We start from the raw sequence: 15,739 nt of genomic DNA on the forward strand, positions 1-15,739 counted from the left end.
ATTGTGGTATAATTGCTCAGTTAGAAAATAAATTTTTGAATACTATAGAGGAAATCATGACAAAATTAAGAGAAGATATCCGTAATATCGCGATTATCGCCCACGTCGACCACGGAAAAACAACCCTTGTTGACGAATTATTGAAACAATCTGAAACTCTTGACGCGCGTACAGAGTTGGCAGAGCGTGCTATGGACTCAAACGATATCGAAAAAGAGCGTGGAATCACCATCCTTGCGAAAAATACAGCAGTTGCCTACAACGGAACTCGTATTAATATCATGGACACGCCAGGACACGCGGACTTCGGTGGAGAAGTTGAGCGGATCATGAAAATGGTTGACGGTGTTGTTTTGGTCGTAGATGCTTACGAAGGGACTATGCCACAGACTCGTTTCGTATTGAAAAAAGCTTTGGAACAAGACCTTGTGCCGATCGTTGTCGTTAACAAAATCGATAAGCCATCAGCTCGTCCAGCAGAAGTTGTAGATGAAGTCTTGGAACTCTTCATCGAGCTTGGTGCGGATGATGACCAGCTTGACTTCCCAGTCGTTTATGCGTCAGCTATCAACGGAACATCTTCATTATCTGATGATCCAGCAGATCAAGAAAAGACGATGGCGCCAATTTTTGATACCATTATCGACCACATTCCGGCTCCAGTTGATAACTCAGATGAGCCTCTTCAATTCCAAGTGTCACTCTTGGACTATAATGACTTCGTTGGTCGTATCGGTATCGGTCGTGTCTTCCGTGGGACAGTAAAAGTTGGTGACCAAGTTACTCTTTCTAAATTGGACGGTACAACCAAGAACTTCCGTGTGACCAAACTCTTTGGTTTCTTTGGTTTGGAACGTCGTGAAATCCAAGAAGCAAAAGCTGGTGACTTGATTGCCGTATCTGGTATGGAAGATATCTTCGTTGGGGAAACCATCACTCCAACAGACGCAGTTGAGGCATTGCCAGTTCTTCACATCGACGAACCGACTCTTCAAATGACCTTCTTGGTCAACAACTCACCATTTGCTGGTCGCGAAGGGAAATGGGTGACCTCTCGTAAGGTTGAAGAACGTTTGCAAGCTGAGTTGCAAACAGACGTTTCACTCCGTGTAGACCCAACGGATTCACCAGATAAATGGACAGTTTCAGGACGTGGTGAATTGCACTTGTCTATCTTGATTGAAACCATGCGCCGTGAAGGTTATGAACTTCAAGTATCTCGTCCAGAAGTGATCATCAAAGAAATTGATGGTGTCAAGTGTGAGCCGTTTGAACGCGTACAAATCGATACACCTGAAGAATACCAAGGATCTGTTATCCAAAGCCTTTCTGAACGTAAAGGTGAGATGTTGGATATGGTGGCTACTGGAAACGGGCAAACTCGTTTGGTCTTCCTTGTTCCTGCGCGTGGTTTGATTGGCTACTCAACTGAGTTCTTGTCAATGACTCGTGGTTACGGAATCATGAACCATACTTTTGATCAATACTTGCCATTGATTCCAGGTGAAATCGGTGGACGTCACCGTGGTGCCCTCGTTTCTATTGATGCTGGTAAAGCAACAACCTACGCAATCATGTCTATCGAAGAACGCGGTACGATCTTTGTTAACCCAGGTACTGAGGTTTACGAAGGAATGATCATCGGTGAAAACTCTCGTGAAAATGACTTGACCGTTAACATCACGAAAGCAAAACAAATGACCAACGTTCGTTCAGCTACCAAGGACCAAACAGCGGTTATCAAGACTCCTCGTATCCTGACTCTTGAAGAATCACTTGAGTTCTTGAATGACGATGAATACATGGAAGTAACGCCTGAATCTATTCGTTTGCGTAAGCAAATCTTGAACAAGGCAGAGCGCGAAAAAGCAAACAAAAAGAAAAAATCAGCTGCAGCTGAATAAGAAATAAGAAAGGAGTGACAAAATGGTTTATTTAATTATAGGTATTTTGATCCTCCTTTTTTATCTTTTTGCAGCTCCAAAGAGTATTAGAGGAACTCTGAATGTAGTAACCCTGGTCGTATTGTTGGTCTCTTTGGTGATTCTGCTTTGCTTAGCAATTTTCCAAATCTTCCAATTACCTTCAGAATTTTTTGTTGGTGCCTTCCTTGCTTTTGTAGGCTACCTGGCCCTTGTTGATATCTCGCGGTTGCCAACCAAGTCTTCTAAACGCTTGGATAAATCAGAATAAACTGGAGATTTTCACTCCAGAAATAGAGTCGTTGTGATGTAAAATCATGGCGACTTTTTTATGAAAGAAGGGGAAGAGGTCATTTTTGTAAGGTGTTGCTTCTTTTGCTGTCTTAAGGCTTTTTAAATTGTCTAAAAAAGGGTAAAATAGAAGGTGAACAAATTGGAGTAAAAAAGCTATGAACATCATTGAAACATTTAAAAATAAAAAAGTCCTTGTTTTAGGATTGGCGAAATCCGGAGAATCTGCAGCACGTTTACTAGATCGCCTAGGAGCTATCGTAACGGTGAATGATGGAAAAGCCTTTGAAGAAAATCCTGCAGCCCAGAGTTTGCTGGAAGAAGGAATCAAAGTCGTGACAGGAGGACATCCTCTGGAACTCTTGGATGAAGACTTTGCGGTGATGGTGAAGAATCCTGGAATTCCATACACGAATCCCATGGTCCAACGGGCCCTTGAAAAAGGCATCCCTGTTTTGACTGAGGTTGAATTGGCTTACCTCATTTCAGAAGCGCCGATCATCGGCATCACTGGTTCAAATGGAAAGACAACCACCACTACCATGATTGGGGAAGTGTTAACTGCCGCTGGACAAAATGGTCTTTTGTCTGGGAATATTGGTTTTCCAGCTAGTCAAGTCGCTCAAACAGCGACAGCTAAAGACACATTGGTGATGGAATTATCTTCTTTCCAATTGATGGGAATTGAAGCCTTCCATCCAGAAATCGCAGTGATTACTAATCTCATGCCAACCCACTTGGATTATCATGGATCCTTCGAAGGTTATGTAGCTGCAAAATGGGCTATTCAAAAGAATATGACTGCCAAGGATTTTGTGGTACTGAACTTTAACCAAGATCTCGCTAAAGATTTGGCTAAGCAAACGCAGGCTACTGTGGTGCCATTTTCAACTCAAGAAAAGGTGGACGGAGCTTATTTAGAGGATGGTGTCCTTTACTTCCGAGGTGAAGCCGTTATGCGAGCAGATCAAATCGGTGTACCAGGTAGCCACAATGTAGAAAACGCCTTAGCTACCATTGCAGTGGCCAAACTTCGTGGCATTGACAATCAAACAATCCAAGAAACCTTATCTGCCTTTGGCGGGGTGAAGCACCGCTTGCAGTATGTGGCTGAGATTGAAGGGGTGAAATTCTACAATGATAGTAAGTCTACCAATATCTTAGCAACCCAAAAAGCCTTGTCTGGATTTGATAACGCTCATGTCATCTTAATCGCTGGTGGTTTGGACCGAGGCAATGAATTTGATGAATTGGTGCCAGATATTACCGGTCTAAAAAAAATGGTCATCCTCGGAGAGTCTGCTGAACGGGTGAAACGGGCAGCGGATCAAGCGGGTGTGGCCTATCTAGATGCGACGGATGTGGCGGACGCAACGCGCAAAGCCCTTGAAATAGCTGAGTCAGGCGATATCGTCTTGTTTAGTCCAGCCAATGCCAGCTGGGATATGTATGCGAATTTTGAAGTGCGGGGCGATGAGTTCCTAAAAACAGTAGAAGAGTTGAAAAAATAATATGAAAAAAATAGTATTCACAGGGGGAGGTACAGTTGGCCACGTCACCTTGAACCTTCTCCTTATCCCTCGCTTTATCGAGGACGGTTGGGAAGTTCATTATATTGGGGATAAGAAGGGAATTGAGCACCAAGAGATTTTGAAGTCTGGCCTGGACATTCATTTCCACTCGATTGCGACGGGTAAGTTGCGCCGTTATTTCTCTTGGCAAAATATGTTGGATGTCTTCAAGGTCTTCTGGGGGATTCTCCAATCGATTTGGATCATGCTGTGTGTACGGCCACAGGTCTTGTTTTCTAAAGGAGGCTTCGTTTCGGTTCCTCCGGTAGTGGCTGCACGACTTTGTTTCGTACCTGTATTGGTACACGAATCAGACCGTTCCATGGGCTTAGCTAACAAAATTGCTTATAAGTTTGCGACGAAAATGTTCACGACCTTTGAGCAACCGAAAAGCCTAGTCAAAGCCCAACATGTAGGAGCTGTGACCAAGGTTCATCAGGGACAAGTTCCAACCCCAGTAGAATTAGAAGCAGTATTTGCTCAATTTGATTCACAGTTGCCAACCCTTCTCTTTGTGGGGGGCTCTGCTGGTGCACGAGTGTTCAATGAGTTTGTTACAAATAATCGAGAAGCCTTGTTGGCAAGCTACAATGTCATTAATTTGACAGGGGACTCCTCCTTAAATGAGCAAGCTCCTCATCTTTACCGCGTGGATTACGTGACAGATCACTATCTTCCATTACTCCAAAAGGCAGACCTAGTGGTAACTCGTGGTGGTGCCAATACGATTTTTGAACTCTTGGCCATGAATAAGCTACATATCATCGTTCCTCTAGGGAAAGAAGCTAGTCGGGGAGATCAGATCGAAAACGCTCAATATTTCGTTGAGAAAGGTTATGCAGAAACCATCGCTGAGCCAGAATTGAGCATGGATCGTTTGCAAAATACGATGGATAAAATGTTCCAAGGGGCAGAAAGCTATCATCAAGCGATGAAGTCTTCGAATGAGCTGCTTTCCTTGGATGAATTTTACAGTCTGGTCCATCAAGAAATTAATAAAAGGAAAAAATGACGGATAAGAAGAACCAAAAAACTCCTAAGGAAGTCACTAAGCTCTCTGAGTGGCAGAGACGAAACCAGGAGTATCAAAAGAAAAAACAATTAGAAGAGCAAGAAGAAAAAGAAAAGAAAGCACAAGAAGAGAAGGAAAGACAAGAACTTCTGAATCAAAAAACTCCCTCTGAAGATCTAGATGCCGTAGAGCAAGACGCTGAGACTATAGATGAAGAGGAAGATGAGAATGCGGCCGATGTAGCTGAGGAGGAATTGCAAGAAACTCTTCCTGAAGAAACAGAAGAAGATGCTGAAGAAGAAAAAATCATCTACCTAACAGAAGCTTCAGAAGCTATGTTCGAAGAAGAGGAACTAGCGAAGAAGGCTAAAAAGGAAGGCCAAGTTGCGAGACGTCACATCTACAGAGCTATTCCAGTTTTGGTTATCAGTACCCTTATTGCTCTCTTTTCTGCCTATCTTTTAACACCCCTAGCGAAGCAAAAAGTGCTCGAATTTTCAGGGAATAAAAATGCGGATCAGACCCTGTTGTTCGAAAAAAGTCGCATCCAAGATCGGGATTATACCTTGACAACTTTCTTAAATCGGGATCGTTATCTTGCTAATATGAAGGCAGCGAGCCCCTGGGTCAAGGATATTTCAATGACTTATGCCTTCCCTACGACTTTCAAGGTTCAGGTTGAGGAATACCAGGTTTTTGGTTACTATGTGACTGAGGAAGATCACTATCCCATTTTAGAGAATGGGGAAGTCGTGGAGACACCGGTTGCTACGGATCAGCTTCCCAAGTCTTACCTAAGCGTTCGTTTTTCTGATCGAGAATTGGTCCGACAATTTGTCAAACAACTCGGGAAAATACCATCTTCTGTACGAGATAAAATTGAGTCAGTGGACTTGACACCGAGCAAGGTGACTAAGGATTTGGTGACGCTAACCATGAAGGATGGCACCAAGGTTTTAGTGCCTGTATCTCAGATCAAGCGAAAATTGCCTTATTACGATAAGATTCGTAAACTGATTGAAGATGACAGTGTCATTGACATGGAAGCGGGTATATACAGTTATAATGCAGAAACCATGGCCACTTTAGCTCAGGAAAAGAAAGAAGAAGAGCAAGGAGAAGGGAACAAAACGGAGGAAGCGGACGCCAACTCGACAGATTCTGATGAGAGTGCAGTCGTAACCGAGCAACACGAAGAAGTTCCCGCTGAGTAAGCCCTCATAAATTATCTGAAATAAATGAAGAAAATATGCCCACTATGGGCATATTTGTGTTATAATGAAATTTGGATAGTTCTAACTAAATGGAGCTACTAACTGACGTATAGGAAAACAAAAGAGAGAGGACTGGTGTAATGGCTAGAAACGGCTTTTTTACAGGTTTAGATATCGGTACTAGTTCAATAAAAGTATTGGTGGCAGAACATGTCAATGGAGAAATGAATGTAATTGGAGTCAGCAATGCGAAAAGTGCTGGCGTCAAAGATGGAATTATTGTTGATATTGAGGCTGCTTCGAATGCGATTAAAAATGCAGTAAGTCAGGCAGAAGAAAAAGCAGGAATTTCAATCAATCTTGTCAACGTTGGATTGCCAGCGAACCTTCTTCAAATTGAAGCAACTCAAGGAATGATTCCTGTAACCAGTGATTCAAAAGAAATTACGGATGCAGACGTGGAAAATGTTGTAAGGTCTGCTTTGACGAAGAGTATGACGCCTGACCGTGAAGTCATTACCTTTATTCCAGAAGAATTCACAGTCGATGGTTTCCAAGGAATTCGTGACCCACGTGGTATGATGGGGATTCGTTTGGAAATGCGTGGACTCTTGTATACTGGTCCAAGAACTGTCCTCCATAATTTACGGAAAACAGTTGAACGTGCTGGTTTACAAGTTGAAAACATCATTATTTCACCGCTTGCAATGATTAAGTCTGTATTAAACGAAGGAGAACGTGAGTTTGGTGCGACTGTCATTGATTTAGGTGGAGGACAAACGACAGTAGCTTCTGTTCGTAATCAAGAACTTCAATTTACAAATATCTATCAAGAAGGTGGCGACTACGTTACTAAGGATATTTCTAAAGTATTGAAAACTTCTCAAAAATTAGCAGAAAGTTTGAAGTTCAACTATGGAGCAGCTTATGTTCCTGCAGTTGGTGATGAAGTCTTCCATGTTGAAGTGATTGGTGAAGTAGAACCTGTTCAAGTATCTGAAAAATATTTGGCAGAAATTATTTCAGCTCGGATTAAACACATCTTCGACCAAATCAAACAAGATCTTGAAAGAAGACATTTGCTTGATTTGCCTGGAGGAATTGTCATCATCGGTGGTGGCGCTATTCTCCCTGGTATTGAAGAGTTGGCACAAGAAGTCTTTGGTGTAAATGTGAAATTGTACGTTCCAAATCAAATTGGTATCCGCAATCCAGCTTTTGCCCACGTGATTAGCTTGTCTGAATATGCAGGAAATCTAACAGATGTAGATATTCTTGCTCAGGCTGCTGTACATGGGGACCAACGTCTTCGTCAGCAACCAATTCAGTTCGAACGCCCAACACAGCAACCAGTAGTTCCAGCTTATGTACCGGACGAAATTGAACCTGTAGTAAACGTCGAGCAACAACATCCAGTTGAAGAACAAAAACAAGAAGAAAAAACTACCTTTACAGACCGAATGAAGAATTTAATCGGTAATATGTTTGATTAAGGAGTGTAAGTATTTATGACATTTTCATTTGACACAGCAGCGGCACAAGGTGCAGTTATTAAAGTAATCGGTGTCGGTGGCGGTGGCGGTAATGCCATCAACCGTATGATTGACGAAGGAGTTGCTGGTGTAGAATTCATCGCAGCAAACACAGACGTACAAGCACTTTCAAGTGCAAAAGCAGAAACAGTTATCCAATTGGGTCCTAAGTTGACTCGTGGTTTGGGTGCTGGAGGTCAACCTGAGGTTGGTCGTAAAGCCGCAGAAGAAAGTGAAGAAGTATTGACGGAAGCTTTGCAAGGTGCAGACATGGTCTTCATCACAGCGGGAATGGGTGGAGGATCTGGTACAGGTGCTGCACCAGTTATCGCTCGTATTGCTAAAGCTGTTGGTGCTTTGACAGTAGCCGTTGTGACTCGTCCTTTCGGATTTGAAGGAACCAAACGTAGCAACTATGCAATCGAAGGGATCAATGAACTTCGCGAGCATGTGGATACCTTGTTGATCATTTCTAACAACAACTTGTTAGAAATTGTTGATAAGAAAACACCACTTCTTGAAGCATTGAGTGAAGCAGATAATGTCCTTCGCCAAGGGGTTCAAGGGATCACTGACTTGATCACAAGCCCAGGATTGATTAACCTTGACTTCGCTGACGTGAAGACTGTTATGGAAAACAAAGGAAATGCCTTGATGGGTATCGGTGTTGGTAATGGTGAAGAGCGTGTGATTGAAGCAGCTCGTAAAGCCATCTACTCACCACTCCTTGAAACAACCATTGACGGTGCTGAAGATGTGATCGTCAACGTTACTGGTGGTTTGGATATGACCTTGATTGAAGCAGAAGAAGCTTCTGAAATTGTTAACCAAGCAGCTGGTCATGGCGTAAACATTTGGCTCGGTACATCTATTGATGAATCAATGAAAGATGAGATTCGTGTAACGGTTGTCGCAACTGGTGTTCGTCAGGACAAAGTTGAAAAAGTTAGTGGAATTGCATCTCATGCACCAAGTTCAGCACGTTATTATCAAACTGGACCACGTGAACAACGTCCACAAACTCCACAATTTGATCGCGAATTCGATTTGAAGGAAGAAATCGACATGCCTACTCCTCAATCACGTGCTAAACAAGAAAAACCTCGTGGATCTGCGTTTGGAGATTGGGACATTCGTCGTGAAAACATTGTACGTCAGTCTGATACTAGCACTGGTCGTCAAGTTGAGCGCTATGTGGATTCTTCTTCAGAAGATGATGAGTTGGAAACACCACCATTTTTCCGTAACCGTTAAGAATGAATCTGATTGAAAATAAAGAGCGTATATTCTCGCAGGTTGCACAAGCAATGGAAACAGCAAACCGCACTGATCAGGTGAATGTAATTGCTGTTACTAAGTATGTCGGTATCGACCAAGCTAAGGCTCTGGTAGATACAGGAGTCCGTCATATCGGTGAAAACCGTGTTGATAAATTTCTAGAAAAATACCAAGCTCTAAAAGGTGAGGGACTTACCTGGCATTTGATCGGTAGTCTCCAACGTCGTAAAGTAAAAGAAGTTATCAATTATGTAGATTACTTCCATGCTTTAGATTCTATGAAGCTTGCCCAAGAAATTCAAAAAAGGGCGAGTCACCCAATTAAATGTTTTATACAAGTTAATATTTCTGGAGAAGAAAGCAAGCATGGATTTGCTCCGGAAGAGCTCGATGCTCTTCTTCCAGAAATGGAAAACTTGGATAATTTACAAATTGTTGGCTTAATGACGATGGCTCCTTTTGAGGCAAGTCAGGACGAGTTGCAAGCCATATTTGCAGCAACTCACCAACTTCAAAAAGAATTACAAAAGAAACAGTTGAAAAATATGCCCTTTACAGAGTTAAGCATGGGAATGAGTCGTGATTATGATGTAGCAATTGCTAACGGTGCGACTTTTGTGCGAATTGGGACCTCATTTTTCAAATAGGAAAGAATTATGTCATTTAAAGATAGATTTGATCGATTGATTGATTATTTTACTGAAGATGGAGATGAGTACGATGTGCAAGAAGCGCCTGCTCAAGCAGTCGGTGCTAGCCAACCTGTATCATCCCCTAAACCAGTACAACCATCATCAAAACCACGTCCAAAAGCTGTGGTAGCTGCCAAGGAGCAGAAATCTACTCCTGTTGCAGCAAGTCGTCCACAAGTAGCTTCTACAGCAGTGGTTGAATCAGCTTCATCTCAAAAATCATCTTCTGAAAATATTACTCGACTTCATCAACGTCAACAAGAGTTGGCAAGAAATCGTTCTGCTGCAGATGAAAAGATTACAATTGATGTCCGCTATCCTCGTAAATACGAAGAAGCAACTGAAATTGTTGACTTGTTGTTGGCAAACGAAAGTATTCTCATTGACTTCCAATACATGACTGAAGTTCAGGCGAGAAGATGTTTGGATTATTTGGATGGTGCTCGCTATGTATTAGCCGGGAATCTACGTCGTGTTGCAAGTACTATGTACTTACTAACACCAATCAATGTCGTTGTGAATATTGAAGATATTCGCCTTCCAAATGATGTCGAAATTGCTGAATATGACTTTGATATGAAACGAAATCGTTAATATGTTTGTCCTACAATTAGTTAGAAATTTCTTTCAGGTTTTTGAGCTAGTATTAATCATCTATGCGTTGCTTAGTTGGTTTCCAAATGCATCAGAATCGGCTTTAGCTAAAATGGTTCAACGGATCGTCGAACCATTTTTGAGCCTATTTAGAAAGATTCCTTTGCAATTTGGTGGGTTAGACTTTACGGTCATGTTTGCCTTGCTCGCTCTGTCCGTAGTGGAACGATTTGTCCTTCAATTTTTGGTACAATTTATATGACCAAGGGATTTTATCAACACTATAGTCAAGAAGATCACGTATTTATCGATCGAGTCCTAGAATTAGTGGCTCGGGTGGAGCAACAGTATAGTTTTGAACTGACCTCTTTTTTAAATCCACATCAGGTTGATATTTTACAACAAATTGGTGCCCACCACGGTTTGCAGGTATTCTCAAGTTCAGAAATTTATCCAACAGAATATGCACGGGTGATTCTTGCTCCTAGCTACTATGTGTTGGATGCATCTGATTTTGAGATTGCCTTATTAGAAGTTCTCTATCCGGATAAATTCTATCGATTAAGTCATTCTCAAGTTTTGGGCTCGCTTCTCCATCAGCTAGGCTTGGAAAGAAAGTCTTTTGGAGATATCGTGGTTGGGCAGGGGAAAATTCATATTTATGTGGATGCACGTTTCTCTTCCTACTTCAAAGAGAATCTTAGAAAAATTGCAAAAGCCTCTGTGAAGATTCGTGAGATCGACTGTCGAGACAGGATTTTTGTAGAAGAACCATCCAAGATCAAAGACCTATTGGTTACTAGTGTACGGCTTGATAAGCTAGTAGCCTCGACTTTTAAGCTTGCTCGGTCTGTTGCTGTTCAATTGATTCAGTCTGGCCAAGTAAAGGTAAACTATGCGCCAATTGATAATCCTAGTCGGATGATTCAAGTAGCAGATTTAATTAGTGTTCGAAAATATGGCCGCTTTAAATTTCTATCAGAAAACGGCCAATCAAAAAGCGGGAAATACAAAATAACAGTTGAAGTATTTTCCAGTAGAAAATAAGGAGTAACTATGGCACTTACAGCTTTAGAAATCAAAGATAAACGCTTTTATGTAAAATTTAGAGGCTACGATGCTAAAGAAGTTGAAGAGTTTCAAGACATGGTCTACCGAGACTATGAAAAATTAGTTCGTGAAAAACATGAATTGGAAACAAAAATTAGTGCGTTGGAAGAACGCTTGAATTACTTTGATGAAATGAAAGACTCTTTGAGTCAATCAGTATTGATCGCTCAAGATACTGCGGAACGTGTGAAGCACGCAGCAAATGAGCGTTCAGAAACGATTATTCGTCAAGCTGAGCAAGATGCTCACCACCTAGTCGAAGAAGCAAAAGCGAAAGCGAATGAGATTCTCCGTCATGCTACAGACAATGCCAAGAAAGTTGCAGTAGAAACGGAAGAATTGAAGAATAAGACACGTGTCTTCCACCAACGTTTGAAATCAACTATTGAAAGTCAATTGAGTATCATTGATACACCAGAATGGGATGAAATTCTTCGCCCAACTGCTATGTATATTCAAACAAGTGATGAGGCTTTCCGTGAAGTAGTCGAAAAAGCTTTGGAAGAAACGGTTCATCATAACTACGATGATGAAGCAATTGATTTAACTCGTCAATTCTCACGTGCTGAAATTGAAGAATTGCAAAAACATATTGAAGCTGTAAACCGTGAATTGTCTGCGACTCAAGCTTTTGAAGGATTGAATGAAAAGGTTCAAGAAGCTTTGGAAGAAGCAGAAAAAAATCAAGTAGATCAAGATTCTATTGAAGAAATTGTTGTAGAAACTCCTGAAGTTGATGATATCGACGCTCCAGAAGGGGAAGAACAACGGGAAACTGTTTCAATTTTATAATCTGTAAAAACAGTGACCTTATCAAATAGTTTTAGCGAGCAGGTGATGGTGGAAGACCTGTACTCCCTTTGTTAAGGTAGATCCTTTTACAAATCTTAGTGGCGAAATGAGTAACCACTAACGCTGGTCAGCGTTAGCGACAAAAGAGGAGAAAGAGACTAGTCTCTTTCTTGAATGAAGGTGGTACCACGACTTGTCGTCCTTTTTGGCGAGGTCGTGGTCTTTTATTTTGTATCATAATTTTTTATAGGAGACTCCATGAAACTCAAAGAGACACTAAATTTAGGTAAGACAGAGTTCCCGATGCGGGCAGGTCTTCCCACAAAAGAACCAGTATGGCAAAAAGAATGGGATGAGGCAAAGCTTTATCAACGCCGTCAAGAATTGAACCAAGGGAAACCTCATTTCACCTTGCATGATGGCCCTCCGTATGCTAACGGGAATATCCACGTAGGACATGCCCTGAACAAGATTTCAAAAGATATCATTGTTCGTTCGAAATCTATGTCAGGATTCTACGCACCATACATCCCAGGTTGGGATACACACGGATTGCCAATCGAGCAAGTTTTGGCAAAACAAGGTGTCAAACGCAAAGAGATGGACTTGGTTGAATACTTGAAACTTTGCCGTGAATACGCCCTCTCTCAAGTAGATAAACAACGTGAAGATTTCAAGCGTTTGGGTGTTTCAGGTGACTGGGAAAATCCGTATGTAACATTGACACCTGACTATGAAGCAGCGCAAATCCGTGTCTTCGGTGAAATGGCTAATAAAGGCTATATCTACCGTGGAGCGAAGCCTGTTTACTGGTCTTGGTCATCTGAGTCAGCTCTTGCTGAAGCGGAAATTGAATACCATGACTTAGTTTCTACGTCCCTTTACTATGCCAACAAGGTTAAAGATGGGAAAGGTGTCCTAGATACAGACACATACATCGTTGTCTGGACAACAACACCATTCACCATCACAGCTTCTCGTGGTTTGACTGTTGGTGCGGATATTGATTACGTCTTGGTGCAACCAGCTGGCGAAACTCGTAAGTTTGTGGTAGCTGCAGAATTGTTGAACAGTTTGTCTGAGAAGTTTGGTTGGGCTGATGTTCAAGTTTTGGCAACTTACCGTGGACAAGACCTCAACCACATCGTGACAGAACACCCATGGGATACAGCAGTAGATGAACTCGTGATCCTTGGTGATCACGTTACAACAGACTCTGGTACAGGTATTGTCCATACAGCCCCTGGTTTTGGTGAGGATGACTACAATGTCGGTGTTGCCAATGGTCTAGAAGTTGCCGTAACGGTTAACGAACGCGGGATCATGATGGCGAATGCTGGCCCTGAGTTTGAAGGTCAATTCTATGATAAGGTTGTCCCAACGGTCATTGAAAAGCTTGGTGATTTGCTTCTTGCTCAAGAAGAAATCTCTCACTCCTACCCATTTGACTGGCGTACAAAAAAACCAATTATCTGGCGTGCGGTACCACAATGGTTTGCCTCAGTTTCAAAATTCCGTCAAGAAATCTTGGACGAAATTGAAAAAGTGAAGTTCCATTCAGAATGGGGGAAAGTTCGTCTTTACAATATGATTCGTGACCGTGGTGACTGGGTCATCTCTCGTCAGCGTGCTTGGGGGGTACCACTTCCAATCTTCTACGCTGAAGATGGCACACCAATCATGACAGCTGAAACCATCGAGCATGTGGCTCAACTCTTTGAAGAGCATGGTTCCATCATCTGGTGGGAACGTGATGCCAAAGACCTCTTGCCAGAAGGATTTACGCATCCAGGTTCTCCAAATGGAGAGTTCAAGAAAGAAACAGATATCATGGACGTATGGTTCGACTCCGGTTCATCATGGAATGGAGTAGTTGTCAACCGTCCAGAACTCAAATACCCAGCTGATCTTTACCTAGAAGGTTCTGACCAGTACCGTGGTTGGTTCAACTCCTCACTCATTACATCTGTGGCAAACCATGGCGTAGCACCTTACAAACAAATCTTGTCACAAGGTTTTGCCTTGGACGGTAAAGGTGAGAAGATGTCCAAATCTCTTGGAAACACAATTGCTCCAAGCGATGTTGAAAAACAATTTGGTGCTGAAATCTTGCGTCTCTGGGTAACCAGTGTGGATTCAAGCAACGACGTACGTATCTCTATGGATATCTTGAGCCAAGTTTCTGAGACTTACCGTAAGATCCGTAACACCCTTCGTTTCTTGATTGCGAACACATCTGACTTTAACCCAGCTGAGGATGCAGTAGCTTATGAAGAGCTTCGTTCTGTCGATAAGTACATGACCATTCGCTTTAACCAGCTTGTTAAGACCATTCGTGATGCTTATGCAGATTTCGAATTCTTGACCATCTACAAGGCTTTGGTGAACTTTATCAATGTTGATCTGTCAGCCTTCTATCTTGATTTTGCCAAAGATGTTGTCTACATCGAAGGTGCGAAATCACTTGAACGCCGTCAGATGCAAACAGTCTTCTATGACATTCTTGTGAAAATCACCAAACTTTTGACACCAATTCTTCCTCACACTGCAGAGGAAATCTGGTCTTATCTTGAGTTTGAAGCGGAAGACTTCGTTCAATTGTCAGAATTACCAGAAGCTCAAACATTTGCTAACCAAGAAGAAATCTTGGATGCCTGGTCAGCCTTCATGGACTTCCGTGGCCAAGCTCAAAAAGCTTTAGAAGAAGCACGGAATGAAAAAGTGATCGGTAAATCTCTTGAAGCTCACTTGACGGTGTATCCAAACGAAGTAGTGAAGACTCTTCTTGGGGCAGTGGATAGCAATGTTGCTCAACTCTTGATTGTCTCAGAATTGACCATCGCAGAAGGTCCAGCTCCAGAAGGTGCGGTGGTCTTCGAAGATGTTGCCTTCACTGTTGAACGTGCAGCTGGTGAGGTTTGTGATCGTTGCCGTCGTATCGATCCAAGTACAGCAGAACGTGGCTACAACGCAACCATCTGTGACCACTGTGCAAGCATCGTAGAAGAAAACTTTGCAGACGCAGTAGCAGAAGGATTTGAAGCCAAATAATAAGAAGTGAAAAAATCGAGAGTGGGACAGAAATCGGTCATTCGTTAGAATTCGATTTCGTCGTCCCACCTCCGCACAGTTGAGTAGGGCTATAAAAGCTGATGTAATCAGCGTAGTAGAGCCCACTCAACCACTGCGTCTTGCTCGACAATCCAAAGACAAAAAAGAGGCTAGGACTTTTGTCCCAGCCTCGACTTTTCAATAAAGAGGAACTGATGTGGTACCGGAAAGAATTTAAAGAACTAGAACTAAAAGAGTTTTACGAGATCGTTCAATTGCGTTTGGAAACCTTTGTCGTGGAACAGACAAGAATCTACAATGATCTTGATGCTATTGATCTTAGAGCTCTTCACCTTTTTCATCAAGACGAAAAGGGAAATGTAGATGCCTATGCACGGATCTTTGAGACGGGGACTACGATTCATTTTGGCCGAGTTGCTGTAGCCAAAGACAGTCGTGGCCAAGGACTGGGAAGGGCTATGGTGGAGCAGATTTTGGATCTGTGTGAACAGAGCTTTCCTGGGCGGGCCATTGAAATTGAGGCCCAAGAACAGGTAGTTGGCTTGTATGAAAAGCTAGGTTTTCAAAGGGTGAGCGAGCCTTTTATCTTGGCTTCTACCCCTCACGTAAAAATGATCTATCAGAAATAAAACATCCGTTCATCTCATTATCGAGGTGAA

At 42.3% G+C, this 15,739-nt stretch carries 14 protein-coding genes and 1 other annotated feature; all 14 genes read left to right on the plus strand.

From position 1 onward, the window contains the following. Positions 1 to 56 precede the first annotated feature (56 nt). The 14 genes from typA (at position 57) to DW738_RS00295 (ending at position 15,709) form a co-directional block, all read left to right on the plus strand. Positions 57 to 1,904 (plus strand): translational GTPase TypA, encoded by a 1,848-nt coding sequence (typA, locus tag DW738_RS00225; protein WP_123159429.1) that lies wholly within the window; start codon positions 57 to 59, stop codon positions 1,902 to 1,904. A gap of 22 nt (positions 1,905 to 1,926) precedes the next feature. Then, positions 1,927 to 2,193: a DUF3165 family protein gene (locus DW738_RS00230; protein WP_023026447.1), complete on the plus strand. Its 267-nt coding sequence runs from the start codon at positions 1,927 to 1,929 to the stop codon at positions 2,191 to 2,193. 178 nt (positions 2,194 to 2,371) lie between these two features. Beyond that, the gene (murD, locus tag DW738_RS00240; RefSeq protein ID WP_123159428.1) at positions 2,372 to 3,724 is read left to right on the plus strand and encodes a UDP-N-acetylmuramoyl-L-alanine--D-glutamate ligase; all 1,353 of its coding nucleotides are present in this window, start codon (positions 2,372 to 2,374) and stop codon (positions 3,722 to 3,724) included. A gap of 1 nt (position 3,725) precedes the next feature. After that, complete coding sequence (locus tag DW738_RS00245; RefSeq protein WP_123159427.1) at positions 3,726 to 4,796, plus strand: UDP-N-acetylglucosamine--N-acetylmuramyl-(pentapeptide) pyrophosphoryl-undecaprenol N-acetylglucosamine transferase; 1,071 nt, start codon at positions 3,726 to 3,728, stop codon at positions 4,794 to 4,796. After that, positions 4,793 to 6,010, plus strand: a complete 1,218-nt coding sequence (locus tag DW738_RS00250; RefSeq protein WP_123160013.1) for a cell division protein FtsQ/DivIB — start codon at positions 4,793 to 4,795, stop codon at positions 6,008 to 6,010. The genes DW738_RS00245 and DW738_RS00250 overlap by 4 nt, the downstream gene beginning before the upstream one ends. A gap of 140 nt (positions 6,011 to 6,150) precedes the next feature. Then, the gene (ftsA, locus tag DW738_RS00255; protein ID WP_023026449.1) at positions 6,151 to 7,503 is read left to right on the plus strand and encodes a cell division protein FtsA; all 1,353 of its coding nucleotides are present in this window, start codon (positions 6,151 to 6,153) and stop codon (positions 7,501 to 7,503) included. Positions 7,504 to 7,518: 15 nt separating this feature from the next. Continuing rightward, on the plus strand, positions 7,519 to 8,796 hold the full coding sequence (gene ftsZ, locus DW738_RS00260; protein ID WP_120701160.1) for a cell division protein FtsZ: 1,278 nt from the start codon (positions 7,519 to 7,521) through the stop codon (positions 8,794 to 8,796). A 2-nt stretch (positions 8,797 to 8,798) separates the two neighbouring features. After that, on the plus strand, positions 8,799 to 9,467 hold the full coding sequence (locus DW738_RS00265; protein ID WP_042507438.1) for a YggS family pyridoxal phosphate-dependent enzyme: 669 nt from the start codon (positions 8,799 to 8,801) through the stop codon (positions 9,465 to 9,467). A gap of 9 nt (positions 9,468 to 9,476) precedes the next feature. Next, positions 9,477 to 10,106 carry a cell division protein SepF gene (locus DW738_RS00270; RefSeq protein ID WP_123160014.1) on the plus strand — a complete coding sequence of 210 codons (630 nt, stop codon included), beginning with the start codon at positions 9,477 to 9,479 and terminating at the stop codon, positions 10,104 to 10,106. 1 nt (position 10,107) lies between these two features. Further along, a complete protein-coding gene (locus tag DW738_RS00275) occupies positions 10,108 to 10,368 on the plus strand; it encodes a YggT family protein (RefSeq protein ID WP_006596781.1) in 261 nt (86 codons plus the stop codon). Continuing rightward, positions 10,365 to 11,153 carry a YlmH/Sll1252 family protein gene (locus DW738_RS00280; protein WP_023022477.1) on the plus strand — a complete coding sequence of 263 codons (789 nt, stop codon included), beginning with the start codon at positions 10,365 to 10,367 and terminating at the stop codon, positions 11,151 to 11,153. Before DW738_RS00275 ends, DW738_RS00280 begins: the two co-directional genes overlap by 4 nt. 9 nt (positions 11,154 to 11,162) lie before the next feature. Continuing rightward, positions 11,163 to 12,008, plus strand: a complete 846-nt coding sequence (locus DW738_RS00285; protein ID WP_023022479.1) for a DivIVA domain-containing protein — start codon at positions 11,163 to 11,165, stop codon at positions 12,006 to 12,008. Next, positions 11,999 to 12,215, plus strand: a binding site (T-box leader). It overlaps the preceding gene by 10 nt. A 51-nt stretch (positions 12,216 to 12,266) precedes the next feature. Beyond that, on the plus strand, positions 12,267 to 15,059 hold the full coding sequence (ileS, locus tag DW738_RS00290) for an isoleucine--tRNA ligase (RefSeq protein WP_123160015.1): 2,793 nt from the start codon (positions 12,267 to 12,269) through the stop codon (positions 15,057 to 15,059). A gap of 215 nt (positions 15,060 to 15,274) precedes the next feature. Further along, positions 15,275 to 15,709: a GNAT family N-acetyltransferase gene (locus DW738_RS00295; RefSeq protein ID WP_023022484.1), complete on the plus strand. Its 435-nt coding sequence runs from the start codon at positions 15,275 to 15,277 to the stop codon at positions 15,707 to 15,709. Positions 15,710 to 15,739 lie beyond the last annotated feature (30 nt).

It is taken from the genome of Streptococcus sp. AM28-20 (genome assembly GCF_003603595.1).
GTDB lineage: Bacteria > Bacillota > Bacilli > Lactobacillales > Streptococcaceae > Streptococcus > Streptococcus ilei.

Excerpts from the sequence above, each read along its gene's own strand:
- typA (WP_123159429.1), top strand. The coding sequence starts at position 57 with ATGACAAAATTAAGAGAAGATATCCGTAATATCGCGATTATCGCCCAC.
- DW738_RS00230 (WP_023026447.1), top strand. The coding sequence starts at position 1,927 with ATGGTTTATTTAATTATAGGTATTTTGATCCTCCTTTTTTATCTTTTT.
- murD (WP_123159428.1), top strand. The coding sequence starts at position 2,372 with ATGAACATCATTGAAACATTTAAAAATAAAAAAGTCCTTGTTTTAGGA.
- DW738_RS00295 (WP_023022484.1), top strand. The coding sequence starts at position 15,275 with ATGTGGTACCGGAAAGAATTTAAAGAACTAGAACTAAAAGAGTTTTAC.
- DW738_RS00265 (WP_042507438.1), top strand. The coding sequence starts at position 8,799 with ATGAATCTGATTGAAAATAAAGAGCGTATATTCTCGCAGGTTGCACAA.
- ftsZ (WP_120701160.1), top strand. The coding sequence starts at position 7,519 with ATGACATTTTCATTTGACACAGCAGCGGCACAAGGTGCAGTTATTAAA.
- ileS (WP_123160015.1), top strand. The coding sequence starts at position 12,267 with ATGAAACTCAAAGAGACACTAAATTTAGGTAAGACAGAGTTCCCGATG.
- DW738_RS00285 (WP_023022479.1), top strand. The coding sequence starts at position 11,163 with ATGGCACTTACAGCTTTAGAAATCAAAGATAAACGCTTTTATGTAAAA.
- ftsA (WP_023026449.1), top strand. The coding sequence starts at position 6,151 with ATGGCTAGAAACGGCTTTTTTACAGGTTTAGATATCGGTACTAGTTCA.
- DW738_RS00275 (WP_006596781.1), top strand. The coding sequence starts at position 10,108 with ATGTTTGTCCTACAATTAGTTAGAAATTTCTTTCAGGTTTTTGAGCTA.
- DW738_RS00280 (WP_023022477.1), top strand. The coding sequence starts at position 10,365 with ATGACCAAGGGATTTTATCAACACTATAGTCAAGAAGATCACGTATTT.
- DW738_RS00250 (WP_123160013.1), top strand. The coding sequence starts at position 4,793 with ATGACGGATAAGAAGAACCAAAAAACTCCTAAGGAAGTCACTAAGCTC.
- DW738_RS00270 (WP_123160014.1), top strand. The coding sequence starts at position 9,477 with ATGTCATTTAAAGATAGATTTGATCGATTGATTGATTATTTTACTGAA.
- DW738_RS00245 (WP_123159427.1), top strand. The coding sequence starts at position 3,726 with ATGAAAAAAATAGTATTCACAGGGGGAGGTACAGTTGGCCACGTCACC.